Here is a 24,788-nt window from a genome sequence, read left to right as displayed (position 1 = left end):
ATCATGGACATGCAGATCCCCGGATTCGATATCGAGCGCGAGCTTGGCCAAGGCGCCATGGCCAGCGTGTACCTCGCCACCCAGCGTTCCCTGCAGCGCAAGGTGGCGCTGAAGATCATGGCGGCGAGCCTGGCCGCCGACCCGACCTTCTGCGAGCGCTTCCTGCGTGAAGGGCGCACCCTGGCGCGGCTGGCGCACCCGAACATCGCCACCATCCACGACATCGGCAATGTCGGCGAGCTGTACTACATGGCCATGGAGTACCTGCCCAGCGGCACGCTCAAGGAGCGCATCGCCGATGGGCTGACGCCCGGGCAGGGCCTCGCCTACGTGCGCCAGATCGCCCAGGCGCTGGGTTATGCCCATGCCGAGGGCCTGGTGCACCGCGACGTCAAGCCGGCCAACATCCTGTTCCGCGCCGACGGCACCGCGGTGCTGTCGGACTTCGGCATCGCCAAGTCGCTGGATGACCGCACCCAGTTCACCCAGGCTGGCTTCGCCGTCGGCACGCCGAGCTACATGAGCCCGGAGCAGGCGCGCGGCATGGAGATCGACGGCCGCGCCGACCTGTATGCGCTGGGCGTGGTGCTCTACGAGATCCTGGTCGGCAAGCTGCCTTATAGCGGCACCGACGCGCTGTCCACGGCGTTGGCGCACCTGACCGAGCCGCTGCCGGAGTTGCCCATCGAGCACGGCCGCTACCAGGACATCCTGCGTGGCCTGCTGGCCAAGGACCCCAATGAGCGTTTCGCCGATGCGACGGCGTTGCTGGCCGCGCTGGACCGCCTGACGGTCCAGGCGCCGGTCGAGGACAACGACAGCACATTGGTGCGCCCGCTGCCGATCCCGCCGCCGGCCACCACCCCGCAACCGGTGTCCATCGACATTCCGCAAGCCCTTCCTGTGGCCGAGCCTGTACGGCAGCCCGAACCCAAGCCTGCTCCCGCCGTGAAGTCCGGATCGAACAAACCGGCCAAGGCCGTGCTGGCGGTGGCGATCGCGGCGGCGCTGGGATTGGGTGGTGCGTTCTTCTGGCTGCTCGGCGGCAGTGACGCGCCCGCGCCAGAAACACCGGTGGCGCAGACGCCCGCCGACAGCGTGGCTCCCGCCGAACCCAAGATCACGCCTGTCGCCGCCTCGGACGATGGCCGCCCATTGCTGATGCCCGGCAAGAAGACCCTGTTCCAGCGTGTGCTGACCAAGCCCGATGCCCAGCTGGTGGCCCAGCCCGGCGATGCCTCGGGCGAGAAACTGCCGGCCTTCTCCGTACTCTACGTCTACCAGCGCAAGGATGTCGGCGGCCAGGCCTGGGTCCAGGTCGGCGCCGCCAGCGACGGCCAGCGCGATGGCTGGCTGCCGGCCGCGCAGACCAGCGACTGGAAACAGAGCCTGGTGCTCAAGTTCACCGAGCGCTCGGGCCGTTCGCCGGTGATGTTCATGCGTCAGGTGGACGATGTGCAGCACCTGCTCGACGACACAGCCCAGGCCCGCGACAGCCTGCTCAAGGCGCAGAACCACCCCGACCAGGTGCCGCAGGTGATGGCCCTGGAGCCGGCGGCCAGCGCCGTGCCGCAGAACCAGTTCTACCTGATGCCGATCTTCGACTACCGCGAAAGCTTCGACGCCGGCGGCCAGCCGGTGCAGTTGCTCAACATCGCCTCCATCGACCCCGGCGCCAGTGCCCGCGACAGCGCGCCCAAGGCGGCCGGCGTGGCGGCGGTCGGTGACAACAGCTTCCGTACCGGCATCGTCCTGGTGGTGGACACCTCGGTGTCCATGCAGCCCTATATCGACCGCGTACGCCAGGTGGTCAGCGAGCTGCAGCAGCAACTGGCGGCCCGTGGCGAGCTGGACAGCGTCAGCTTCGGCCTGGTGGGTTTCCGCAACAACATCAAGCGCACCCCGGGCCTCGAGTACCTGAGCAAGACGCTGGTCAGCCTGGAAGAGGGCCGGGATCCGGCGCGCTTCCTCAAGGCCGCCTCGCAGGTCAAGGCCACCAGCGTTTCCAGCCATTCGTTCAACGAAGATGCCTTCGCCGGGGTGATGCAGGCCGTCGAGGGCATGGACTGGTCCGGCTACGGCGGGCGCCTCATCCTGCTGGTCAGCGATGCCGGCGCACTGCGCAAGAGCGACCCGTTCAGCAGCACCCAGATGAACGAGGCCGAGGTGCGCCAGGCCGCGCTGAGCAAGCAGATCAAGATCTACGCCCTGCACCTGCGTACCCCGGCCGGGGTAAAGAACCACGGCGCGGCCGAAAGCCAGTACCGCGTGCTCACCGCCGACAGCAACCCGCAGATTGGCGACCTCTACGTCGGCGTGCCGGGGGGCGAGGTCGGCGTGTTCGGCGAGCGCGTGCGCGAGATCGGCTCGACCTTCGCCGAGCTGGTGCACCAAGTGCGCAACCAGCAACCACAGCCGGTGCCGCTGCTGACCTCGGCCTCGGGGCTGGCCGCCAAGTCCCAGGCCATCGGCTATGCCATGCACATGGACTTCCTCGGCCGCCATGGCGCGAGCCAGGCGCCGCAGCTGGTCAGTGCCTGGACCGCCGACCGCGACCTGACCAACCCGACGCTGCCCACCCTGCAGGTGTGCGTGATGCTCACCAAGCTGCAACTCAACGACTTGCAGCAGTCGCTCAAGCTGATCGTCGATGCCGCGCGCAAGACCCGCAGCTCGCCGGGCGACTTCTTCAACGAGATCGCCAGCGCCAGCGCCTATATGAGCCGCGACCCTGGCGCCCTGCGCAAGGGCGCCAACCTGGCCCAGGGCGGGGTGCTCGGCGAGTACCTCGATGGCCTGCCGTACCGCAGCAAATCCCTGAGCATGACCCAGGACTTGTGGCTGTCGCTGTCGGTGGCCGAGCAGGAGGACTTCATCGACGAGCTGGACTCGAAGATCCGCCTTTACGAGACCTTCCACAACGACATGGCCAACTGGGTGCGCTTCGGCAACGCCGAGCCGGGTGACGCCCTGTACCGTGTCCCGCTGTCGACGCTGCCGTGATGATCCGCCTGGACGGGGTGCGCAAGACGCGCGGACAAGATGCCCAGCGCTACAGCCTGCAAGTCGACCGGCTGCACCTGGCCGTCGGCGAGCGGGTGGCGCTGGTCGGCCCCAGCGGTTGCGGCAAGAGCACCTTGCTCGACCTGCTGGCGCTGGTGCTGGCGCCGGATGCGGCGCAGGGCTTCGTCCTCGGTGGCGAGGATGTCGCCGGGCTGTGGCGCGGCCGTCAGCTCGACCGCCTGGCCAGCTGGCGCAGCCGTCACCTTGGCTACGTGCTGCAGGCGGGTGGGCTGCTGGGTTTTCTCGATGTGCGCGGCAACATCCGCCTGCCACGCCAGTTGCTGGGGCTTGGGGATGACGGCAGCGTCGAGCGTCTGGCCGAAGCGCTGGATGTGCACGACCAGCTGGGCAAGAAACCTGCCGCCCTGTCCCTCGGCCAGCGTCAGCGGGTCAGCTGCGCCCGCGCCCTGGCCCATGCCCCGACGCTGCTGCTGGCCGATGAACCGACCGCCGCGCTGGACCCGGTCAACGCCGAGCGGGTGATGCAACTGTTGCTGCGCGAGGCCGAGGCGCGCCAGGTGACCTGCGTTGTCGCCACTCACGACGAGGCCCTGGCCCGCCAGGCCGGGCTGACGGTGCTGCGCATGGCTTGCCGGCGCGAGGCCGACGGCGGCGTCACGGCAACGCTGGAGCGGGCCGCCTGATGCGCCCGCTGCTGATCGCCGGGCTGGCCTGGCAGGACTACCGCAACGATGCGCGGCTGTCGGCGTGTGGCGTGTTGGCGCTGGTGGCGGTCATCGCGCCGTTGCTGGTGCTGTTCGGCCTGAAGTTCGGCCTGGTCGGCAGCCTCACCGAGCGCCTGCAGCGCGACCCGGGCGTGCGCGAGATCATTCCCTTGGGCGGCGGGCGCTTTCGCGCCGAGTTCCTCGACGAACTGGCACAGCGTCCGGGAGTGGCCTTCGCCATCCCGCGCACCCGCCAGATCGCCGCCACCGCCGAACTGCTGTTGCCCGCCCACGGGCGTGGCCTGACGGTTGAAATGCTGCCTACCGCCGAGGGCGATCCCTTGCTGGCCCAGGTCGCTCCCCCATCGGGGCTGCAACAGGTGGTGCTGAGCTTTACCGCCGCGGAAAAGCTCGGTGCCAGGGCCGGGGACGAGCTGCAGGCCAGCTTCAGCCGCCAGCAGGCCGGGCAGATGCAATGGCGGCAGACGCGCCTTCAGGTCATCAGCGTGTTGCCCCTGGCCGCGTTCGAGCGCGATGGTCTTTTCGCGTCTTTGCAGTTGCTCGAAGCCGTCGAGGACTACCGCGATGGCCGCGCGGTGCCGGCACTGGAGTGGCAAGGCGAGGCGCAAGGCCCCCTGGCGCAGCGGGTATACCCGGCGTTTCGCCTGTATGCCCGCGAGCTGGCCGATGTCGAGCCACTGCGCCAGTTCTTCGCCGAGCGCAAGCTGCTGGTCTCGACCCAGGCCGCACAGATCGCCCAGGTGCAATCGCTCAGCCGCAACCTCGACCTGGTGTTCTGGATCATCGCCAGCCTGGCCGTGGCCGGCGCCGTGGCGGCCATCGCCGCGGGCGCGGTGGCGGCGGTGGAGCGCAAGCAGCGCGAGCTGGCGGTGCTGCGCCTGCTGGGCTTCGGCACCGCCGCGCTGCTGTTGTTCGTGGTGCTCCAGGCGCTCTACAGCGGCCTTCTGGCCGCCGCCGTGGCGGGACTGTTGTACCTGCTGGCCGAACACGGCCTGAACCGGCTTTTCATGCAGGTGCCCGGCGAGTTCGCCAGCCACCTGCTGCCCATGCACTACCTCGTTGCGTTGTGTGCCGTGCTGCTGGCCAGCACTGCCGCCGCCGCCCTGGGCGGCTGGCGGGTAGCGCGCATCGAGGCTTGCCAAGGAATACGTGATGTCTGATCGCCGTCTCGGGGCTGCCACCCTGATCCTCACCGCGCTGAGCCTGGGTGCCTGCTCCCCGGCCGATGGCGACGACAAGGCCAAGCCGGCCGTGCAGTCGCAGGCCGCAGCCGACAGCAAGTTCGACAACCCCAAGCCGTTGCCGGGCGATGTCAGCCTGCCGCTGCCCTGTGGCGGCGAACTGGTGCTGCGCAGCGTCTATGTGCTGGCCCAGGGCAGCCTCGACGACCGCGAGGTCAACCTCGGCTACCCGTTCAGCGAAGGCGAGGCCGGCTACAAACAGTCGTTCATCTCCGGTTACCGACGCGACTTCATCAACGGCCAGTTCAGCCTGCAGGACTTGGCGCCGCAGTGGCAGAAGGCGGTCGGCCCGAGCCTGCCAAAGGTCGAGAAAGGCAGCCCGCTCACGCCGATGATGTACTTCATCGGCAAGTACGAAGTGACCGCCCGCCAGTACGCCCAGGTGATGGCCCAGGCGCCGTCGCTGGCCGGCGGCGACGCGGCGCCGGCCTGCGAGGCGAACAACGACGCGGCGGGGCGCCTGCCCAAGGTCAAGCTGTCGCGCTTCGAGGCCGAACGTTTCGCCGCCGTCTACAGTGCTTGGCTGATGAAGCACCATCGCGACCTGCTGCCGGTCAGTGGCCGTGGCAGCAAGGCCGAGGACGGTGGCACCGGTTTCGTGCGCCTGCCCACCGAAGTCGAGTGGGAGTTCGCCGCCCGTGGTGGTTCGGCGGTCAGCCGCCAGGAACTGGAAGGACGGTTGTTCCCGCGCAAGGTCGAAGGCGCCGACAGTGAAGGACCGCTGGCCGACTTCGCGGTGTTCAACCAGGTCGCCGGCGGCACCGGGCAGGCGGCGCGGCTGATGCCGATCGGTACCAAGCAGCCCAACCCGCTGGGCTTGTTCGACGTGATCGGCAACGCCGCCGAGATGGTCCAGGAGTCGTTCCAGCTGGTCAACGCCGGGCGCCTGCAGGGCGCCTATGGTGGCTTCGTGGTCAAGGGCGGCAACTACCTCGAGGGCGAGGGCACCCTCTTCACCGGCATGCGCCGCGAGTATCCGCTGTTCGGCGCCGACGGCACCGAGCAGCGCAACGAGACCACCGGTTTTCGCGTAGCCATCGGTGCCCTGTCGGCCCCGCGCTCACGCTACCAGGAACTGTTCGAGCAGTGGCAGAAGGAAGGCCGGCTGGCCGGCCTGACCGACGACATCGACGCCGCCCAGGACCCGACCAAGCGCCTGGACAGCATCATCGCCGCCGCCACCGACCCGCGCCAGCAAGCCGAGCTCGGCCTGGTCAACGAAGAGCTCAAGCGCAACGTCTCGTTGATCGCCCGCCAGCGTGAAGAGGCCGCCGGCAACCTGATCCAGTCCGCCGCCCTGGTGGCCGAGACTGTCAACAACTACAACATCCGCCTGACCAACCTGCAGGCCACCCAGGCCAAGGCCGAGGCCTCGGGCGACCAGACCAGCGCGCGCATGTACGGCGCCGCCATCGCCAATGGCCGCGCCGCCCTCGACGGCGCCGTGGCGATCTACATCGACAACCTGGCCAGTGGCACGCGCTACACCGACGCGGTGATCCAGGCGCAGTTCCAGCGGGTCAAGGAAGAGCTCAATCGTAAGCCGGTCCTGGGCAACAGCCTGGTGACCCGCGCCACCCTGTTCGTCCGCCACGTCGGGGAGTACCGCCAGAACCGGCGGGCCGATCCGGCGACGATCCTCAAGGAGCTGCTGGCATCGGCCGCCCCGCGACCCTAAGGACAGCTTCGACAGAAAGGACTCCCGGGTGGCACGAAGCCTCCGGATACCGAGAAACCCCAGAAGAGAAACCAGACCATGTTCACCCGCAAACCCCTGATCACTGCATCCCAGGCCCGTACCGCGCTGCTGCTGGCAGCCGGTTTCAGCACCGTGCTGTTGAGCGGTTGCGCCAGCTCGCCCGTGTCCAAGGTCGGCGCCACGACCAAGGTCGAGTACTACCCCAACTGCTACGAGCCGGTGCAGCACCTGCGCTCCACCGACGGTGACATGACCCGCTCGGTCGCCACCGGCGCGCTGCTCGGCGCGGTCGGCGGCGCCCTGACCGGCGCCCTGGTCGACAAGGAAAACCGTGGCCGCAATGCCGCCATCGGTGCCGCCGGTGGCGCCCTGGTCGGCGGCGCGGCCGGCTACTACACCGAGCGTCAGAAGCAGATCAGCGACGACAAGCAGCGTATCGCCTCGTACGCCACCGATATCGACAAGAGCGCCGCCGACCTGGACCGCACCACCGCCTACGCCAAGTCGTCGCAGTCCTGCTACCAGCGCGAGTTCGCCAGCCTGATCCAGAACCGCAAGGCCGGCCGCATCAACGACACCGAGGGTCGCAAGCGCCTGGCCGAGATCGTTGCCGGCCTGCAGGAGTCGAACAACCTGCTGACCACCGTCAACGGCCGCCTGGGTGAGAACCTGAACAACTACACCCAGGCCTACGAGCAGGACCTCAAGCAGGTCGGCGTCGCGCGCACCGACGTGGTCGCCGTGGCCGAGCCGCCGAAAGTGGCGACCACCGGCAAGAAGAAGAACGTGAAGAAGGTCCAGCCGGCCAAGACCAACACCAAGGTGCCACAGGAAGCGGTGGCCACCGAGAAGACCCTGCAGAACGCCAACGGCAAGAAAGCCGAGGCCCAGCAAGTGGCCAAGGCGGGTACCGACCAGGTCAACGCCATGTGCCGCAACCCGGACATGGGTGACTGGGCTCCGGTGCCGTGCCCGAACGTGTGATGCCTTGAGCGCCTGTGGGATCGGGTGAACCTGTTCCCACGGGTGTGCTGCTATCTGTGTAAGGAAACCACCCCGTGACAGATCTTCTGGTCAACTCCCTGGCCAACAACTCCCAGTTCCTGGCACGCCAGCGCATCCAGGCGCGGATCAACCTGCCGCAGATGTTCGCCGCCATCGACGCCGACCCGCGTATCGTCGGTGCCGGTGTGGTGTACATCGACGCCGAATACAACATTGTCACCCTGCGTGAGTTTCAGCCGATCTGCAGCATCCGCCCCAAGCGCGTGATCCTGCGCGAGATCAAGAAGTACCAGACACCTGACCAGTACACCCAGCAGCTGCAGCACAATCCGCGCGAGTCGCGGGTGGTCAAGGAGGCGGTCAACACGACCCTTTCCTGCGCGGGCGCTGTGATCGGCTGGTTCGTGGTGTTCAGTGGCACCATTGCCGCACCTTTTTCCGGCGGTGCCAGCCTGGTACTGACCTATATAGGTGGCGCCGCCGCCACCGCCAGCAGCATCCAGTGCGGCATTGGTGTAATGCGCACGGTGCGTGAAGTGACCAACCCAGCGGCCAACGATGCCCTCGATGAGAACCAGTGGTACCAGGCCGCCTCGATGGTGCTCGATGGCGTCTCGTTGCTGGGGGTCGGCGCGTCGGGCCTGAGTACGTTGAAGTACCTGCAAGTACACAAGGCCGCCACGGGGCGGAGCTGGCTGGAGTTGTCCAAGAGCCTCAGCCGCCAGCAGCGCAAGGCGCTGACCGACGAGCTGCTGTCGATCAAGCACCCGAGTCTGACGGCCAAGCAGATCAAGTTGCAGCAGGCGGCAGGGACCATGACCAAGCGCTACACCCCGACCGAGATCAGCCACGCCACGCAGACCCTGATGCGCGACTCGCTCGGTGCCACCTTCGGGTTGGCCGGGAGTGCAACGGTGCAGAGCATCGCCGTAGGGCTATACGAAGAGATCGAGTGATGATGAAGCCTGCGCAATTCCAGACTTTCATGCGCCGTTACTTCCCGACGTTCTTGCTGGGGTTTTTCATTTGCCTCCTGTCGGCGGCGTTGTCAGCAACGCTGTGGATCGACAGTCACTGGCGTAATCACCCGGATAACCCCTTGTTCACCATGATGTCCAGCGCTGTGCTGGTCTTGCTGCTGTGTTCCGGGCATTTCGCGATGGTCCGCGGCTTCACATGGGCAGCATGGGTGGTGCTCCCTGTACCCACAGTGGCCTTGCTGATGGCGTTGAGCTTGCTCGGTAGCGGTGTGAATGCTGTGTTGCTGGCAATCTTGCTGGCGCTGCCATTGTTCGCGCTGCTGGTTTTCAACAGCCAGCGGCATCGGGAAATGCGCCGGCGGTTGGTGGAACTGCGCAAGGTGCGGCGTTAGCGAACGGCGCTACAGCTCTGCCACCAGGGCTTCCACCTGCTCCTGCCGCTCGGCCTGGCTGACCCGCGCCCCACTATTGAGCGTGGACCACTGCGGATGCGCCCGTGCCCTGCGCAGTGCCTCGGGCAGCTTGCCCTCGCGCCAGCCCTTGTCGTCGGCAGGGGCCAGGCGAATGCTGTCCTGCGCCGCGTGCCCGCGTCCTTCCAGGGCCGTGACCAACTGCTGCTGACGCAACGCCAGCAGGCGCAGCACGGCGTCATCCACCGTCAATTCGCGCTGGCCCTTGAGCTTGCCCATCAGGCGCGAGCCGTAGTTGCGCGCGGTCTGCAAGGCGCCGCCGGCGATGGCGCCCGCGAGCGCGGCGGCGCCCAGGGTCAGGCCGCCCACCAGCAGGTCCACGCCCGCGCCCGCTGCGGCACCGGCCGCCACGCCGCTGCCCAGGCGCACACCGAGCAGCTTCAGGGTTTCCGGGTTGAACAGGTCGTCGCCCCAGCGGCCGTCGAGCAGCGGCAGGTCACCGGCATTGGCATCCTCGCGGCGGAACGCATAGAGCTTGAGCAGCGACTCGACACAGCGTTGCTCGCGCTGGCGTACATCCTGGCGCAGGGCTTCGATGGCCCGTGCCTCGGCGGCAGGCTCTGCCTCGACGCTGCGTCGGCAGGCGGCGCAATCGAGCAGCAGCTCGGCGATCAGGCGTTTGCCGCTGTGCCGGCGGGCCTGGCGCTGGGCCTGCTGGTCGTCGATCAGCCGTTGCAGCGCCGGGCGGGCATCTTCCAGCAGCAGTGCCAGGCTTTCGTAGAGGCGGCGCTCGCCGTCCTCGGGTGGGGCTACGCTGTCGAAGCGCACCAGCGCATGCAAGCCCAGGCGCGCCAGGGCCTCACGCCATTCCGGCTCGCGGTGCTTGCTGCTGGCGACGAAGTTGAGCACCGGCAGCAGCGGCTTGCCACAACCGGCCAGTACTTCCAGTTCGTCGCGGTACTTGGCCAGCACCGGTTCGCGGGCGTCGATCACATAGAGGCCGGCGTTGCTCGCCAGCAGTTGGCGCAGCACCTTGGCTTCCTGTTCGAAGCGCTGGCGCGCCTCGCTACCCTGGAGAAAACGCTCCAGGCGGGCGGGGCCGTCCAGGCGTTCGCCCGGACGTTCGAGGCGCTCCAGGTAGTCGAGCAGGGCGATGGCGTCTTCCAGGCCTGGGGTGTCGTACAGCTCCAGCAGCGGCTCGCCGTCCACCGACAGGCGCGCGCCTTCCACATGGCGGGTGGTGCTGGGGCGGTGGGAGACCTCGCCGAAGCCGACGTCGCGGGTCAGGGTGCGCAGCAGCGAGGTCTTGCCGACGTTGGTGTGGCCGACCACGGCCAGTTTCAGCGGCTCAGTCATGGCCATGCTCCAGCCAGGTCACGGGCGAAGTGTCGGCGTGGGCCAGGCCCAGCCGGTCGAGGGCCTCGTGCCAATCGCCCAGGCGTGCCGCGTCCAGGACCTGGCCCGGTTGTGCCTGCAGCAGCCAGATACGGGTGGCGCCGGCATTGCGCGCCAGCTCAGCGAGCAACGCCAGGCTGCCGCGGTCCGGCGAGCGGCGTGGGTCGCAGGCGATGGCCAGGCGTGCCGGGGGGAAGCGGCTCAGTTGTTCGAGCAGCTTGTTGCGCGACTCCCGGCTGTCGAGCACGCCGGCGTGGGTGATCGACTTGGGCAGGGCGGGTGGCCAGGGGCGCTGGTCGTCCAGCTCCAGGCCGACCAGCAAGGCGCCGCTGCTGCCGCTCTCCAGCTGGCCGGCTTCGAAGCGCGGCAGGGTGTCGGGGGCAGGGTCCTGCACGCCAATGCGTTCGCTGCGCGGCATCAGCGCTTCGCGCAGCTGGGCGTAGCCGGGCAGGTCGAGGTCCAGCGTCAGGCGCTCGCGACCCTGGCGCCAGCGCCACAGGCACAATGCGGCCAGCGCCAGGCGCGGCAGCAGGCCGTAGACCAGCACCACGCCGAGCAGCCAGCTGGCCCAGGCCTGGCGCGCCAGGTCGAGCGCGGGCAGGGTGGCGCCGCTGGCGCGGATCATGGTTTCGTCCGGCACGGCGAAGCCGAGCAGCGAGGGCAGGGCGCCAAGGGCCTGGGTCAGGGTGATGAAAGGTTGCGCGGCGAGCAGCGTGGTTTCCCAGACGAACCCGTAGCGCCGGGTCGCCAGCAGGGCCAGGAGCATGCCCAGCGCGGCGAGCATCGCCAGCAGCCACAGGCCATGCACCAGCAGGCCGAGCAACCAGCGGTTCAGGCGCTGGCGCTGCAGCAGCACCAGCAACGCCGGGGCCAGCTGCGCGGCCTTGGCGTCGCGGGCCAGGCGCTCGCTCAGCCACAGCCAGAGGCGGCCCAGCGTCGCGCCCTGCTCGCCGGCAAAAAAGAAGCCCACGGCCCAGCCGAGCAGTAGCAGAAGGTTGAGCCCGAGCAGGCTGCCCAGGGCCCAGAACACATTCACCGGCCGCTGGCCGTCGCCCAGGGCCGCCAGCCCCAGGCCGGCGCCGCTGAGCACGGCCAGGAGCATCAGCGCCAGCAGTGCCAGGCGCGCGCCCTGGTTCCAGTGGCGCAGTGCCGTGTCCATGCCGTCGCGCTCGGCCAGCCACAAGGCGCGGGCCTCGATGCGCGCAGCGAGGTCGCCGCCTTGCTGGCGGGCGCGACGGTTGGCTTCCTGGTCCTCCAGGGGACCGGCGTGTTCCTCGCGCAGGCGTATCGCTTCGGTTAGCCAGCGCTTGTCGAGTGGAGTCGGTGCCGTCACAAGCTCTTCCATTGCACAGGTCAGTGCGCAAGCATAACCCACGTGCCCGGTGCTATCCTCGCCGGCATGAACACATCACTCCCCCTCAGCCTGATCGCGGCGCTCGCCGAGAACCGTGTGATCGGCATCGACAACTCCATGCCCTGGCACCTGCCGGGGGATTTCAAGTACTTCAAGGCCACCACCCTGGGCAAGCCGATCATCATGGGGCGCAAGACCTGGGATTCACTGGGGCGGCCACTGCCGGGGCGGTTGAATATCGTCGTCAGCCGTCAGCCGGGCCTGCAACTGGCTGGGGCCGAGGTGTTCGCTTCGCTGGAAGAGGCACTGGTGCGCGCCGAGCAGTGGGCGCGGGAGCAGGGCGTCGGCGAGCTGATGCTGATCGGTGGCGCGCAGCTGTATGGGCAGGCGCTGGACAAAGGGCTGGTGAGCCGGATGTACCTGACCCGAGTGGAGCTGTCTCCCAAGGGTGATGCCTGGTTCCCAGAGTTCGATCGCGGACAGTGGCAACTGAGCGCGAGTGAGCCGCAACCTGCCGAAGGACACGGGCCGGTTTATCACTTCGAAGTCTGGGACAAGGTCTGAAAACCTGGGGCTGCGCAGCAGCCCCAGCGATCTATCAGGAATGACTCAACTCAGCATGCTCATCCCCGCTCAGCACCTGCTGATCAGTCTGCTTGAGCAACTGGCTGGTAACCACCCCCGCGGTCATCGAACCATTCACGTTCAACGCCGTACGCCCCATGTCGATCAGCGGCTCCACCGAGATCAGCAAGGCTACCAGTTCCACCGGCAAGCCCATGGCCGGCAGCACGATCAGCGCGGCGAAGGTTGCGCCGCCACCCACGCCGGCCACACCGGCCGAGCTCAGGGTGACGATGGCCAGCAGGGTGGCGATCCACAGCGGGTCAAAGGTGTCGATGCCCACCGCCGGAGCCACCATCACTGCGAGCATGGCAGGGTAGAGCCCAGCGCAGCCGTTCTGGCCGATGGTCGCACCGAACGAGGCGCTGAAACTGGCGATCGACTGTGGCACGCCCAGGCGCTGCGTCTGCGCCTCGATGTTCAGCGGAATGCTGGCGGCGCTGGAGCGGCTGGTGAAGGCGAAGGTCAGCACCGGCCACACCTTGCGCAGGAAGCGCAGCGGACTGACGCCGGTCAGCGCCAGGATCACCCCATGGACCACGAACATCAGGCCCAGGCCGATGTATGACACCACCACGAAGCTGCCCAGCTTGAGGATGTCCTCGAGATTGGAGCTGGCCACCACCTTGGTCATCAAGGCCAGCACGCCATAGGGGGTGAGTTTCATCACCAGGCGTACCAGGCGCATCACCCAGGCCTGCAGCACGTCGATGGCAGACAGGGCGCGCTCGCCCTTGTCCTTGTCGTCCTTGATCAGCTGCAGCGCGGCCAGGCCCAGGAACACGGCGAAGATCACCACGCTGATGATCGAGGTTGGCTTGGCCCGGGCCAGGTCGCCCACCGGGTTGGTCGGGATGAAAGAGAGCAGCAGTTGCGGGATGTTGAGGTCGGCGACCTTGCCCGCGTAGTCGTTGTGGATGGCCTGCAGGCGGGCGCTTTCCTGGGCGCCGGCCACCAGCCCCTCGGCGGTCAGGCCGAACAGGTTGGTCAGGGCAATGCCGATCAGCGCCGCGATGGCGGTGGTCAGCAGCAGGGTGCCGATGCTCAGCACGCTGATCCGGCCCAGGCTCGAGGCGTTGTGCAAGCGCGCGACGGCGCTGAGGATGGAGGCGAAGATCAGCGGCATGACGATCATTTGCAGCAAGCCGACATAGCCGTTGCCGACCAGGTCGAGCCAACCGAGGGTGGCCTTGAGCACCGGGTGGCCGGCGCCGTAGATCGTGTGCAGGACCAGACCGAACACCACGCCCAGCACCAGGCCCAACAGCACTTTCTTGGCCAGGCTCCAGTCGGTGCGGCGGGTTTGCGCCAGGCCCAGCAGCAGGGCCAGGAACGCCAGCAGGTTAAGTGACAGCGGCAGGTTCATTGAAGCTCCAGGAAAAGGCGGAAGAGGCATCGCCTCTGTGAGCGATTACGAACGGAAATGCTAACAGCCTGAAAACAAACGAATTTATACCTAAAGGTAATTTGCATAGTCGCTTATGGAATAACGGCTGGTCGCTTTTGGCAATGAACATGACGTTTGCAGTTGTCTCGGGGTCGCTCACGCGTGGCTGTTTGTCACAGTTCGGGACTAGGGTTGAGCGGCCACGTCTTTGGGAGAACCGCACATGATGTCTGCTCCGAGAATCCTTGCCGGCAGCCTGGCCCTGTTGCTGAGCGCCAGCAGCTGGGCAGCCACCGAGCTCAAGCACTGGCCGGCCGAGGCCGCGCAGAAGCTCGACGCGATGATTGCCGCCAACGCCAACAAGGGTAACTACGCGGTGTTCGACATGGACAACACCAGCTACCGCTTCGACCTTGAGGAGGCGCTGTTGCCGTTCATGGAAAACAAGGGCCTGCTGACCCGCGACAAGCTCGACCCCTCGCTCAAGCTGATCCCGTTCAAGGACACCGCCGAGCACAAGGAGAGCCTGTTCAGCTACTACTATCGCCTGTGCGAGCTCGACGACATGGTCTGCTACCCCTGGGTAGCCCAAGTGTTCTCGGGCTTCACCCTCAAGGAGCTGAAGCAGCAGGTCGATGAGCTGATGGCCTCGGGCAAGCCGATCCCCAGTACCTATTTCGAGGGGGATCAGGTCAAGACCATCGAGGTGCAGCCGCCCAAGGTATTCACCGGCCAGGCCGAGCTGTACAACAAGCTGATGGAGAACGGCATCGAGGTTTATGTCATTTCCGCGGCCTCCGAAGAGCTGGTGCGCATGGTCGCCTCCGATCCCAAGTATGGCTACAACGTCAAGCCGCAGAACGTGATCGGCGTGAGCCTGCTGCTCAAGGACCGCGCCAATGGCCAGCTGACCACGGCGCGCAAGCAAATTACCGCCGGGCACTACGATCCCAAGGCCAATGAAGGCCTGGAGCTGACGCCTTACCTGTGGACCCCGGCCACCTGGATGGCCGGCAAGCAGGCGGCCATCCTCACCTACATCGATGAGTGGAAGAAACCGGTGCTGGTGGGCGGCGACACCCCAACCAGCGATGGCTACATGCAGTTCCACGGTGTGGATGTGGGCAAGGGCGGCATCCATCTGTGGATAAACCGCAAGGCCAAGTACATGGATCAGTTGAACGGCATGATCGCCAAGAACGCGGCGGCCCAGGCCAGGGAAGGGCTGCCGGTGACGGCGGACAAGAACTGGGTGATCGTGACGCCGGAGCAGATCCAGTAGCCGACGCCGCTCCCGCAGGGGCTCGGCGGAATAAAAAACCGGCGCTCAGGGCGCCGGTTTTTTTACCTTCAGAGCCTCACAGCCCGTCGAGCATCGCCTTGTTGCGCACAGCGCCCTTGTCGGCGCTGGTCGCCAGCAGGGCGTAGGCCTTCAGTGCGGTGGTCACCTTGCGTGGGCGCACTTCGGCCGGCTTCCAGCCTTTCTTGTCCTGCTCGATACGACGCTCGGCCAGTTCTTCATCGCTGACCAGCAGGTTGATCGAACGGTTCGGGATGTCGATCAGCACCTTGTCGCCATCACGCACCAGGCCGATGGCGCCGCCCGCTGCCGCTTCCGGCGAGGCGTGGCCGATGGACAGGCCCGAGGTCCCGCCGGAGAAGCGGCCATCGGTGAGCAGCGCGCACGCCTTGCCCAGGCCCTTGGACTTCAGGTACGAGGTCGGGTAGAGCATCTCCTGCATGCCCGGGCCGCCTTTCGGGCCTTCGTAGCGGATGATGACGATGTCGCCAGCCTTCACTTCGTCGGCGAGGATGCCGCGTACCGCGCTGTCCTGGCTCTCGAAGATCTTCGCGGTGCCTTCGAACACGTGGATCGACTCATCGACACCGGCGGTCTTCACCACACAGCCGTCCAGGGCGATGTTGCCATACAGCACGGCCAGGCCGCCCTCTTGCGAGTAGGCGTGCTCGATGCTGCGAATGCAGCCGTTTTCGCGGTCGTCGTCCAGGGTTTCCCAGCGGGTCGACTGGCTGAACGCGGTTTGCGTCGGGATACCGGCCGGGCCTGCCTTGAAGAAGGTGTGCACGGCTTCGTCATCGGTCTGGGTAATGTCCCACTTGGCGATGGCCTCTTCCATGCTTGGGCTGTGCACGGTCGGCAGGTCGGTGTGCAGCAGGCCGCCACGGGCCAGCGAGCCGAGGATGCTGAAAATGCCGCCGGCGCGGTGCACGTCTTCCATGTGGTACTTCTGGATGTTCGGCGCCACCTTGCACAGCTGCGGTACCTTGCGCGACAGGCGATCGATGTCGCGCAGGTCGAAGTCCACCTCGGCCTCCTGCGCTGCGGCCAGCAGGTGCAGGATGGTGTTGGTCGAGCCGCCCATGGCGATGTCGAGCATCATGGCGTTCTCGAACGCCTTGAAGTTGGCGATGCTGCGTGGCAGTACCGACGCATCGTTCTCGCCGTAGTAGCGTTTGCACAGCTCGACGATGGTGCGCCCGGCGGTGAGGAACAGCTGCTCGCGGTCCGAGTGGGTGGCCAGGGTCGAACCGTTGCCCGGCAAGGCCAGACCCAGGGCCTCGGTCAGGCAGTTCATCGAGTTGGCGGTGAACATGCCGGAGCACGAACCGCAGGTCGGGCAGGCGCTACGCTCGTACTCGGCGACTTTCTCGTCGCTGGCGGTGGAGTCGGCGGCGATCACCATGGCGTCGACCAGGTCCAGGCCGTGGCTGGCCAGCTTGGTCTTGCCAGCTTCCATCGGGCCGCCGGAGACGAAGATCACCGGGATGTTCAGGCGCAGGGCGGCCATCAGCATGCCGGGGGTGATCTTGTCGCAGTTGGAGATGCAGACGATGGCGTCGGCGCAGTGGGCGTTGACCATGTACTCGACCGCGTCGGCGATGATCTCGCGGCTGGGCAGCGAGTAGAGCATGCCGTCATGGCCCATGGCGATGCCGTCGTCCACGGCGATGGTGTTGAACTCTTTCGCCACGCCACCGGCGCGTTCGATCTCGCGGGCGACCAGTTGGCCCAAGTCCTTCAGGTGCACATGACCCGGGACGAACTGGGTGAACGAGTTGGCGATGGCGATGATCGGTTTCTTGAAGTCTTCGTCCTTCATCCCGGTGGCGCGCCACAGGGCACGGGCACCGGCCATGTTGCGGCCTTGGGTGGAAGTCTTGGAACGATAATCAGGCATGGAGCGCTCCTGGCGGCTAAATCACGTCACGTAAATAGGGAGTGAGCTTCTCTTGTCCTGAAACGCCGAAGGCCGGTTGCCGCTGGCAAGGATGGGGGCCGAAGACCTCGCGGGATCGCCGCAGGCTCGACCAGAGCTCATAAACCCGCCGGGGATGTCTGGCGATGAATGGCTCGATTCTACACCGCCACGCCCGCTAGGGAATGGCGTTGTGATAATTGGCTGTCCCCAGCCCGCAAGGTAAAGGCCTTGGCGTGGTCCGGGCGGGTTTGGGTAGACTTGCGCGCTTCCTGTTCCACTGGCCAAAAGGATTTGCAATGCCAGCGCCAAGTCGCTCCTTATTGTTCTACGTCTTCATCGGCCTGATCCAGGGCCTGGTGCTGCTCACCACCGTGAAGGGGCAAGGCGAGCTGCTTGGCTTCAACCTGTCGGTAGCCCTGTGCGCCGCGGTGGTCGTGGCCGGCGTGAACCTGCAACTGCTCGGCAGCGCGGTGCGCCAGCGTGGCACCGGCTGGCTGGTGTTGGGCCTGACCCTGCTGATCAGCGGGATCAGTGCCGGGGTCCTGGGTAGCGAGGGTATGGGCTGGCTGCAGCAGACCTGGTTCCTGGCCGCCGTCGTGCTGGGCTACATAGGCACCGCGTTCATTCTTGCCTGGCCGACCCGCGAAGGGGGGGCGCCGCGCTATGAGGACCTGTTCCGGCATGCCTGGAACAACGTGTTCATCCTGTTCCTGGCGCAAATGCTGACTGGCCTGTTCTGGCAGTTGCTGTGGTTGTGCGCGCTGCTGTTCGGCATGCTCGGCATACCGCAGGTCACGGATGTGGTGGAGTCTGCGGTGTTTCTCTGGCTGGTACTGCCGGTGGTGTTCTCCCTGGGGATGCGCATGGGGCGGGAGAACGAAAAGATCATCGGCCTGCTGCGCGGCATCCTGTTGACGCTGTGCCGCTTCCTGTTGCCGCTCAGCGCGCTGATCGCCGTGCTGTTTACCCTGACGTTGCCGCTTTCCGGCCTGCAGCCTGTGTGGGACACCGGTTACTCGACCAGCCTCCTGCTGGTACTGGCAGGCATTAACCTGTTCCTGGTCAACGGGGTGTTCCAGGACGGCCGACAACCCAGCGTCTACCCTGCGCCGCTCAAGCGCCTGGTGGAGGCCAGCCTGGTGTGCCTGCCGGTGCTGGTGGGCCTGGCGGCCTACGCAAGTTGGCTACGCATCGATCAGTACGGTTTGACACCCTCACGGATCATGGCGGTGTTGCTGGTGGGCGTGATGCTGGTACATGGCTTGGCGGCGGTCTGGGCGGTGGTGGCTTCGCGCCAGGGATGGCTGAACAGTCTGCGCGTGAGCAATCCGTGGATCGCTCTGCTCAGCGCGGTGCTAATAGTGCTGTTCTATACACCGTTGCTCGACCCGCAGGTGTTGAGTGCGAAGAGTCAGGTCGAGCGCCTGCTCGGTGGGCGCACGCCGATTACCGAGTTCGATGCCGGGACCTTGTACCGCGACCTTGGTCAGCCTGGGCGTGCCGCCTTCGAGCAACTGGAGAAGCGGCTGGAAACGGATGAGCTGTTCGATGCGGGCCGCCGCGAGCAATTGCTGGGGCTGATGGCGCAGGTGCGTCGGCCGGAAGTGGTCGAAACGCAGGGTCCGACGTTCGAGTGGCTGGGGCCGGTGCAGTCCACCAGCGAGTCACTGGCCGATTCGACGCTTGCTCAAAGCCAGTGCGGTGGCAAGGGATGCTACTTGTGGGCGGTCGATCTGGATGGTGATGGGCACAATGAAGTGTTGATGATCCCCCGGCACACCTATGCATCGAGTGTGTTCGTGTTCACCTGGGAGGAGCGCGAGTGGCGTGAAGTGGGCAGCCTGAGCGGCAGCATGGAAAACCTCGAGGGCCTGGCCAAAGGCATTCGCGAGGGCGCGGTGAAACTGGTGGCGCCGCGTTACAAGACGCTCAGCATCGATGGCCAGGAACTGGTGCCGGACTTCAGGCGGTAGCGGTTGGCGCGCATGGGCGTGAGCGTTTGAGGGAGCCGGGGCCGCAGAGCGGCCCCGGAACAAGCACCACTTAGCTGTTGGGCAGCAACCTGCAGGTGATGCTCTTGATGTAGCGGGTCTCGGCAATCGCCGGGTGCACCGGGTGGTCCGGGCCCTGGCCGCCGCGCTCGAGCATTTGCAGGTTGCGGTCCAGGTGGCGGGCGCTGGTCAGCAGGATGTTGTTCAGGTCGTCCTCGGGCAGGTGCATCGAGCACGAGGCGCTGACCAGGATGCCGTCCTTGGTGAGCATGCGCATGGCCTGTTCGTTGAGGCGGCGGTAGGCGGCCTCGCCGTTCTTCAGGTCCTTCTTGCGCTTGATGAAGGCGGGCGGGTCGGCAATGATCACGTCGAAACGCTCTTCGGCGGCCTTCAGCTCGCGCAGGGCCTCGAATACGTCACCTTCGATGCAGGTCAGTTTTTCGCTGATGCCGTTCAGCGCGGCGTTACGCTCAACGCCATCGAGGGCAAAGCCGGAAGCATCCACGCAGAAGACTTCGCTGGCGCCGAACGCACCGGCCTGCACGCCCCAGCCACCGATATAGCTGAACAGGTCGAGCACACGCTTGCCCTTGACATAGGGGGCCAGGCGGGCGCGGTTCATGCGGTGGTCGTAGAACCAGCCGGTCTTCTGGCCTTCGCGTACCGGAGCCTCGAACTTCACGCCGTTCTCTTCCAGCGCGACCCAGTCTGGCACTTCGCCGTAGACGGTCTCGACATAGCGGCCGAGGCCTTCGGCGTCACGGGCGGCGGAGTCGTTCTTGAACAGGATGCCGCTCGGCTTCAGCACCTGGACCAGGGCGGCGATGACGTCGTCCTTGTGCGCTTCCATGGTGGCCGAGGCCAGCTGTACCACGAGGATGTCGAAGAAGCGGTCGACCACCAGGCCCGGCAGCAGGTCGGAATCGCCGTAGACCAGGCGGTAGCACGGCTTGTCGAACAGGCGCTCGCGCAGCGACAGGGCGACGTTCAGGCGGTGCACCAGCAGCGACTTGTCCAGCGGCAGCTTGACGTCGCGCGACAGCAGACGGGCGCAGATCAGGTTGTTCGGGCTCATCGCCACTACGCCCAGGGGCTTGCCGTTGGCGGCCTCGAGGATGGCCTGCTGGCCGGCCTTCAGGCCCTGCAGCGGGGTCGCGGCGACGTCGACTTCATTGCTGTAAACCCACAGGTGGCCGGCGCGCAGGCGGCGGTCGGCATTGGCTTTGAGGCGAAGGCTGGGCAGGGACATGACGTCGCTCCGGGAAAAAAGAGCGGGAGTATACCGTGTTGGCCTCAGGTTCGCTGATGGGTTCGACCAAGTGGTCCGCGCCCATGGCTAAAGAAATTTTGGGGTCCAACGATCCACTGATAGTTACCCTACCGGCGTACAGGGTTAGAATCCCCCGTCCCCAGCGAGAATGCACGAATGTCCCAGGAACTTACCGCCGAACAGATCCAGCAAGCCCTGCAGGGCATCACCATCCCGCCGCAGCCGCAGATCATGGTCGACCTGCAGTTCGAGCAGTACATGCCCGACCCGGACCTTGAGACCATCGCCAAGCTGATCAGCCAGGACCCGGGCCTTTCCGGCGCCTTGCTGAAACTGGTCAACTCGGCGCAGTTCGGCCTGGCGAACAAGATCGGTTCGATCCAGCGCGCCGTGAACCTGCTGGGCAGCCGTTCGATCATCAACCTGATCAACGCCCAGTCGATCAGGGGTGAAATGACCGACGAGACCATCGTCACCCTCAACCCGTTCTGGGACACCGCCCAGGACGTGGCCATGACCTGCCTGACCCTGGCCAAGCGCACCGGCATCCAGGCGGTGGACGAGGCCTACACCCTGGGCCTGTTCCACGACTGCGGCGTGCCGTTGATGCACAAGCGTTTCCCCAACTACATGGAAGTGCTGGAGGAGTCCTACGCCAAGACCAATGACGAGGTCCGCGTGGTGGACACCGAGAACCGCGTGTTCAACACCAACCACTCGGTGGTCGGCTATTTCACCGCCAAGTCCTGGCGCCTACCGGAGCACATCAGCGCCGCCATCGCTAACCACCACAACGCCCTGGCGGTGTTCCGCGACGAATCCTCGCGCAATACCCAGACCCAGCTGAAGAACTTGCTGGCGGTGCTGAAGATGTCCGAGCACATTTGCGCCTCCTACCGCGTGCTGGGCAACCAGAGCGTCGATCACGAGTGGAACATGGTTGGCCCGCTGGTGCTGGATTACATCGGCCTGACCGAATACGACTTCGAGCAGCTCAAGCAGAACATCCGCGAAATGGGCGGGCACTGAGTCATGCCGGAACTGCCAGAGGTCGAGACGACGCGGCGCGGCATCGCGCCCCACCTGGAAGGGCAGCGGGTCAGCCGCGTGGTGGTGCGCGACCGGCGCCTGCGCTGGCCGATCCCGGAAGACCTCGACGTGCGCCTGTCGGGGCAGCATATCGTCAGCGTCGAGCGCCGCGCCAAGTACCTGCTGATCAACGCTGAGGTCGGCACCTTGATCAGTCACCTGGGTATGTCGGGCAACCTGCGCCTGGTCGAACTGGGCTTGCCGGCGGCCAAGCACGAGCATGTGGATATTGAGCTCGAGTCAGGGCTGATGCTGCGCTATACCGACCCGCGCCGTTTCGGGGCCATGCTCTGGAGCGTCGATCCGCTCAACCATGAACTGCTGATTCGCCTGGGGCCGGAGCCGCTGACCGAGCTGTTCGACGGCGAGCGGCTGTTCCAGCTGTCCCGGGGGCGCTCGATGGCGGTCAAGCCGTTCATCATGGACAACGCCGTGGTGGTGGGCGTGGGCAACATCTACGCCACCGAAGCACTGTTCGCCGCCGGGATCGACCCGCGCCGCGAGGCAGGTGGAATCTCCCGGGCGCGCTACCTGAAGCTGGCGATCGAGATCAAGCGGGTGCTGGCGGCGGCCATCGAGCAGGGCGGGACCACCTTGCGCGACTTCATCGGAGGCGATGGGCAGCCGGGGTACTTCCAGCAGGAACTGTTCGTCTATGGACGCGGTGGTCAGCCGTGCAAGGTGTGTGGCACCGAGTTGCGTGAAGTGAAGCTGGGGCAGCGGGCGAGCGTGTTCTGCCCGAAATGCCAGCGTTGATGCCGCAGGCCTTGTTGGCTCGCTCTCGTTGGAGCGGGCTTGCCCCGCGACAGGGCCGGATCAGTCGACTATCGCCGCCTGCCCTACACCCCTGGGGTCACTGGCCGCCTCCACGGTCCCGCCAGCTTTGTCCCAGTACAGCACCTGCTGATTCCCGTATTGGCGCCCGACATCCTTCAGCCGATATCCACGCTCCTCGAGCTGGGCCATTTGCCCAGAACTGAACGTCCCCGGCTCATGCTCCACCACATCCGGCAGGTACTGATGGTGATAGCGCGGCGTCGCCGGCCACTCGGCCACCGGCCGTCCTTCGAGGAACCCCATCACCGACAGCAGCACCATGCTCGGAATCCGGCTGCCGCCCGGCGTGCCGAAGCTGGCGAACTGGCTGGGGCTTTCGATGAAGGTCGGGCTCATGCTCGACAAGGGCCGCTTGCCCGCCGCCACCGCGTTGGCCTGGCTGCCGGCCAACCCATAGCTGTTGCTGCCGGTGGGGTCGGCGGCGAAGTCGTCCATCTCGTTGTTCAGCACCACGCCGGTGCCGGGCACGCTGAATGCCGCGCCGAATGGCAGGTTGACCGACAGCGTGGCGGACACGGCATTGCCGTCGGCGTCGATCACCGTGAAGTGGGTGGTGTGGTCGCCTTCGCGCCAGGCCGGTGAATGGGGCAGGGCGCTGCTGGGGGTGGCCTGGCGCACGTCGATGCTGTCGGCCAGGCCGGTCAGGTACTGGCGCGCCAGCAGGCGGTTGATGGGGTTGGCCACGTAGTCCGGGTCGCCCAGCAGGCCACGGTCGCGGTAGGCGCGGCGCAGCACTTCGATAACATAATGGCTGCGCTGCACCGGTTCGGCGCTCTGCCAGGGCAGGCGCTGGAGCATGGCCAGGCTCTGGGCCAGGGCCACGCCACCGGCCGAGGGCGGTGGACTGCTGATCAGCTCGCGCTGGTCGGCCAGTGGATAGCGCAGCGGCTCGCGCCAGGCGGTGTGGTAGCCGGCGAGGTCATCGAGGGTCCAGACACCGCCGGCCTGGCGCACGCCGTCGACCAGGCGGTGGGCCGTCGGGCCACGGTAGAAGCCGTCGCGGCCGTGCTCGGCCATGGCCTGCAGGGTCGCGGCCAGTTCCGGTTGGCGAATCACCGTGCCGAGTGCCGGTACGTCGTTGCCGGCGAGGAACAACCGGGCGCTTTCGGCATTGTCGCGCAGGGCGCTCAGACGCATGGTCGCGCGGTCGCGGTAAATGCGGTCGACGGCAAAGCCCTGGTTGGCCAGGCGGATGGCCGGGGCCAGGCTGTCCTTGAGCGGCAGCTTGCCGTGGGTCGCGGCCAGGTCGGCCAGTGCCTGGGGCAAGCCAGGGATGGCAGCGGCCAATGGGCCGTTGATCGACAATCCTGGTTGGACCTTGCCATTCTTCAGGTACATGTCGGCCCGGGCGGCGGCCGGGGCGCGCTCGCGGGCGTCGAGGAAGGCATAGCGTGGGCTGTCAGCGCTCTCGCGCAGCAGGAAGAACCCGCCGCCGCCAAGGCCGGAGCCGTAGGGTTCGACAACGGCCAGCGTGGCGCCGATGGCCACGGCGGCATCGAAGGCATTGCCGCCTTGCTGCAGGATCTGCCTTGCCGCCGCGGTGGCTTCACCGTGCGGGCTGGCGATCGCCGCCTGGCCTGGCCCGGCGGCCAGGGCGCCATGGGCCAGCAGCGCCAGGAGGGCGCCGAGGGCTGCGTGGCGAAGCGCGGCGACGAACGGCATCAGGCCTTGCCGGTGATCCGGCGGTATTTGGCCATCAGTTCGTCTTCGGTTTCCGGGTGGGCTTCATCCAGGGGGATGCAGTCCACCGGACAGACTTGCTGGCACTGGGGCTCGTCATAGTGGCCGACACACTGGGTGCACAGGTTCGGGTCGATCACATAGATCTCTTCGCCTTGCGAGATGGCGGCGTTCGGGCACTCGGGTTCGCAGACGTCGCAGTTGATGCAATCGTCGGTGATGATCAGGGACATGGGGACTCCGGCCGGGGCGTTGGGCCCGGGCATGGTTCAAAGCGATGGGCACAATTGTGCCGGATTCGCGCCCGCAGTGCACGCGGGCGCGACATCGTGACCGCGCGGCTTACTTGCGAAAGCGCTCGGTCAGCGCGTCGGCAACGGCAGGGTGGACGAACTTGCTGATATCACCGCCCAACGCGGCGATTTCCCGAACCAATGTCGAAGAAATGAACGAATAGCGCTCGGAGGGCGTAAGGAACAGGCTCTCGACGTCCGGCGCCAGCTGGCGGTTCATGTTGGCCAGTTGGAACTCGTACTCGAAGTCGGATACCGCGCGCAGGCCGCGCAGGAACACGTTGGCGTTCTGCTCCTTGGCGAAATGCGCCAGCAGCGAGGAAAAGCCGATGACTTCGACATTGGGCAGGTGCTTGGTGACCTCGCGGGCCAGCGCTACCCGTTGCTCCAAGGGGAACAGGGGGTTTTTCTTGGGGCTGGCCGCCACGGCGATGATCACATGGTCGAACAGGCGCGAGGCGCGCTCGACCAAGTCGCCATGGCCTTTGGTAATGGGGTCGAAAGTACCCGGGTACAACACTCGGTTCATCGCGTCATCCTGGCTGGAGTGCGTTGGGGAGTCG

Annotated in this window: 20 protein-coding genes; 12 read left to right on the top strand and 8 right to left on the bottom strand. The window is 66.5% G+C overall.

The window, feature by feature from the left end:
• Positions 1-3 precede the first annotated feature (3 nt).
• The 7 genes from AC25M7_RS17020 (at position 4) to AC25M7_RS16990 (ending at position 9,066) form a co-directional block, all read left to right on the top strand.
• Positions 4-3,003 (top strand): serine/threonine-protein kinase, encoded by a 3,000-nt coding sequence (locus tag AC25M7_RS17020; protein WP_260270597.1) that lies wholly within the window; start codon positions 4-6, stop codon positions 3,001-3,003.
• Positions 3,003-3,707 carry an ABC transporter ATP-binding protein gene (locus tag AC25M7_RS17015; protein ID WP_028689162.1) on the top strand — a complete coding sequence of 235 codons (705 nt, stop codon included), beginning with the start codon at positions 3,003-3,005 and terminating at the stop codon, positions 3,705-3,707. Before AC25M7_RS17020 ends, AC25M7_RS17015 begins: the two co-directional genes overlap by 1 nt.
• Positions 3,707-4,909, top strand: a complete 1,203-nt coding sequence (locus AC25M7_RS17010; RefSeq protein ID WP_062575499.1) for an FtsX-like permease family protein — start codon at positions 3,707-3,709, stop codon at positions 4,907-4,909. The genes AC25M7_RS17015 and AC25M7_RS17010 overlap by 1 nt, the downstream gene beginning before the upstream one ends.
• The gene (locus AC25M7_RS17005; protein WP_247283764.1) at positions 4,902-6,668 is read left to right on the top strand and encodes a formylglycine-generating enzyme family protein; all 1,767 of its coding nucleotides are present in this window, start codon (positions 4,902-4,904) and stop codon (positions 6,666-6,668) included. The genes AC25M7_RS17010 and AC25M7_RS17005 overlap by 8 nt, the downstream gene beginning before the upstream one ends.
• Positions 6,669-6,746: 78 nt before the next feature.
• Positions 6,747-7,673, top strand: a complete 927-nt coding sequence (gene tagQ, locus AC25M7_RS17000) for a type VI secretion system-associated lipoprotein TagQ (protein ID WP_062362776.1) — start codon at positions 6,747-6,749, stop codon at positions 7,671-7,673.
• Positions 7,674-7,747: 74 nt separating this feature from the next.
• Positions 7,748-8,650, top strand: coding sequence for an Ssp4 family T6SS effector (gene ssp4, locus AC25M7_RS16995; protein ID WP_486971298.1), 903 nt, complete (start codon positions 7,748-7,750; stop codon positions 8,648-8,650).
• Positions 8,650-9,066, top strand: coding sequence for a hypothetical protein (locus AC25M7_RS16990; protein ID WP_247283762.1), 417 nt, complete (start codon positions 8,650-8,652; stop codon positions 9,064-9,066). The genes ssp4 and AC25M7_RS16990 overlap by 1 nt, the downstream gene beginning before the upstream one ends.
• A gap of 9 nt (positions 9,067-9,075) precedes the next feature.
• Here the strand turns inward: AC25M7_RS16990 and AC25M7_RS16985 are convergent, their stop codons facing one another.
• Both AC25M7_RS16985 and AC25M7_RS16980 read right to left on the bottom strand, forming a co-directional pair.
• Positions 9,076-10,440, bottom strand: coding sequence for a GTPase/DUF3482 domain-containing protein (locus AC25M7_RS16985; protein ID WP_186594759.1), 1,365 nt, complete (start codon positions 10,438-10,440; stop codon positions 9,076-9,078).
• Complete coding sequence (locus AC25M7_RS16980; RefSeq protein WP_486971297.1) at positions 10,433-11,824, bottom strand: DUF2868 domain-containing protein; 1,392 nt, start codon at positions 11,822-11,824, stop codon at positions 10,433-10,435. The genes AC25M7_RS16985 and AC25M7_RS16980 overlap by 8 nt, the downstream gene beginning before the upstream one ends.
• Before the next feature lie 54 nt (positions 11,825-11,878).
• Here AC25M7_RS16980 and AC25M7_RS16975 point away from each other — a divergent pair, with 54 nt between their 5' ends.
• A complete protein-coding gene (locus AC25M7_RS16975; RefSeq protein WP_028689155.1) occupies positions 11,879-12,397 on the top strand; it encodes a dihydrofolate reductase in 519 nt (172 codons plus the stop codon).
• A gap of 34 nt (positions 12,398-12,431) precedes the next feature.
• Here AC25M7_RS16975 and AC25M7_RS16970 read toward each other — a convergent pair whose 3' ends face one another.
• Positions 12,432-13,823 carry an L-cystine transporter gene (locus tag AC25M7_RS16970; protein WP_486971296.1) on the bottom strand — a complete coding sequence of 464 codons (1,392 nt, stop codon included), beginning with the start codon at positions 13,821-13,823 and terminating at the stop codon, positions 12,432-12,434.
• Between the two features lie 247 nt (positions 13,824-14,070).
• Here AC25M7_RS16970 and AC25M7_RS16965 point away from each other — a divergent pair, with 247 nt between their 5' ends.
• A complete protein-coding gene (locus AC25M7_RS16965; RefSeq protein WP_199522820.1) occupies positions 14,071-15,126 on the top strand; it encodes an HAD family hydrolase in 1,056 nt (351 codons plus the stop codon).
• Between the two features lie 76 nt (positions 15,127-15,202).
• Here AC25M7_RS16965 and ilvD read toward each other — a convergent pair whose 3' ends face one another.
• Positions 15,203-17,044, bottom strand: a complete 1,842-nt coding sequence (ilvD, locus tag AC25M7_RS16960) for a dihydroxy-acid dehydratase (RefSeq protein ID WP_028689152.1) — start codon at positions 17,042-17,044, stop codon at positions 15,203-15,205.
• 317 nt (positions 17,045-17,361) lie between these two features.
• Here ilvD and AC25M7_RS16955 point away from each other — a divergent pair, with 317 nt between their 5' ends.
• Complete coding sequence (locus AC25M7_RS16955; RefSeq protein ID WP_486971295.1) at positions 17,362-19,038, top strand: DUF4153 domain-containing protein; 1,677 nt, start codon at positions 17,362-17,364, stop codon at positions 19,036-19,038.
• A 70-nt stretch (positions 19,039-19,108) separates the two neighbouring features.
• Here AC25M7_RS16955 and AC25M7_RS16950 read toward each other — a convergent pair whose 3' ends face one another.
• The gene (locus AC25M7_RS16950; RefSeq protein WP_050707380.1) at positions 19,109-20,305 is read right to left on the bottom strand and encodes a class I SAM-dependent rRNA methyltransferase; all 1,197 of its coding nucleotides are present in this window, start codon (positions 20,303-20,305) and stop codon (positions 19,109-19,111) included.
• Positions 20,306-20,536: 231 nt separating this feature from the next.
• On the opposite strand from AC25M7_RS16950, the gene AC25M7_RS16945 reads away from it, so the two are divergent.
• Both AC25M7_RS16945 and mutM read left to right on the top strand, forming a co-directional pair.
• Complete coding sequence (locus AC25M7_RS16945) at positions 20,537-21,355, top strand: HDOD domain-containing protein (protein WP_172402408.1); 819 nt, start codon at positions 20,537-20,539, stop codon at positions 21,353-21,355.
• A 3-nt stretch (positions 21,356-21,358) separates the two neighbouring features.
• Positions 21,359-22,171, top strand: a complete 813-nt coding sequence (gene mutM / locus AC25M7_RS16940) for a bifunctional DNA-formamidopyrimidine glycosylase/DNA-(apurinic or apyrimidinic site) lyase (protein WP_486971294.1) — start codon at positions 21,359-21,361, stop codon at positions 22,169-22,171.
• Positions 22,172-22,231: 60 nt separating this feature from the next.
• Here mutM and ggt read toward each other — a convergent pair whose 3' ends face one another.
• The 3 genes from ggt to coaD all read right to left on the bottom strand — a co-directional run bounded on the left by ggt (position 22,232) and on the right by coaD (position 24,754).
• The gene (ggt, locus tag AC25M7_RS16935; protein ID WP_486971293.1) at positions 22,232-23,914 is read right to left on the bottom strand and encodes a gamma-glutamyltransferase; all 1,683 of its coding nucleotides are present in this window, start codon (positions 23,912-23,914) and stop codon (positions 22,232-22,234) included.
• Entirely contained in the window at positions 23,914-24,165 is a 252-nt protein-coding gene (locus AC25M7_RS16930; protein WP_011531711.1) for a YfhL family 4Fe-4S dicluster ferredoxin, read from the bottom strand. The genes ggt and AC25M7_RS16930 overlap by 1 nt, the downstream gene beginning before the upstream one ends.
• A 109-nt stretch (positions 24,166-24,274) precedes the next feature.
• Positions 24,275-24,754, bottom strand: a complete 480-nt coding sequence (coaD, locus tag AC25M7_RS16925) for a pantetheine-phosphate adenylyltransferase (RefSeq protein ID WP_028689146.1) — start codon at positions 24,752-24,754, stop codon at positions 24,275-24,277.
• Positions 24,755-24,788 lie beyond the last annotated feature (34 nt).

This window comes from Pseudomonas sp. P106(2024), assembly GCF_057480815.1.
Note: the sequence above shows the minus strand (reverse complement) of the source record. Positions and strands in the feature narration are given on the sequence as shown.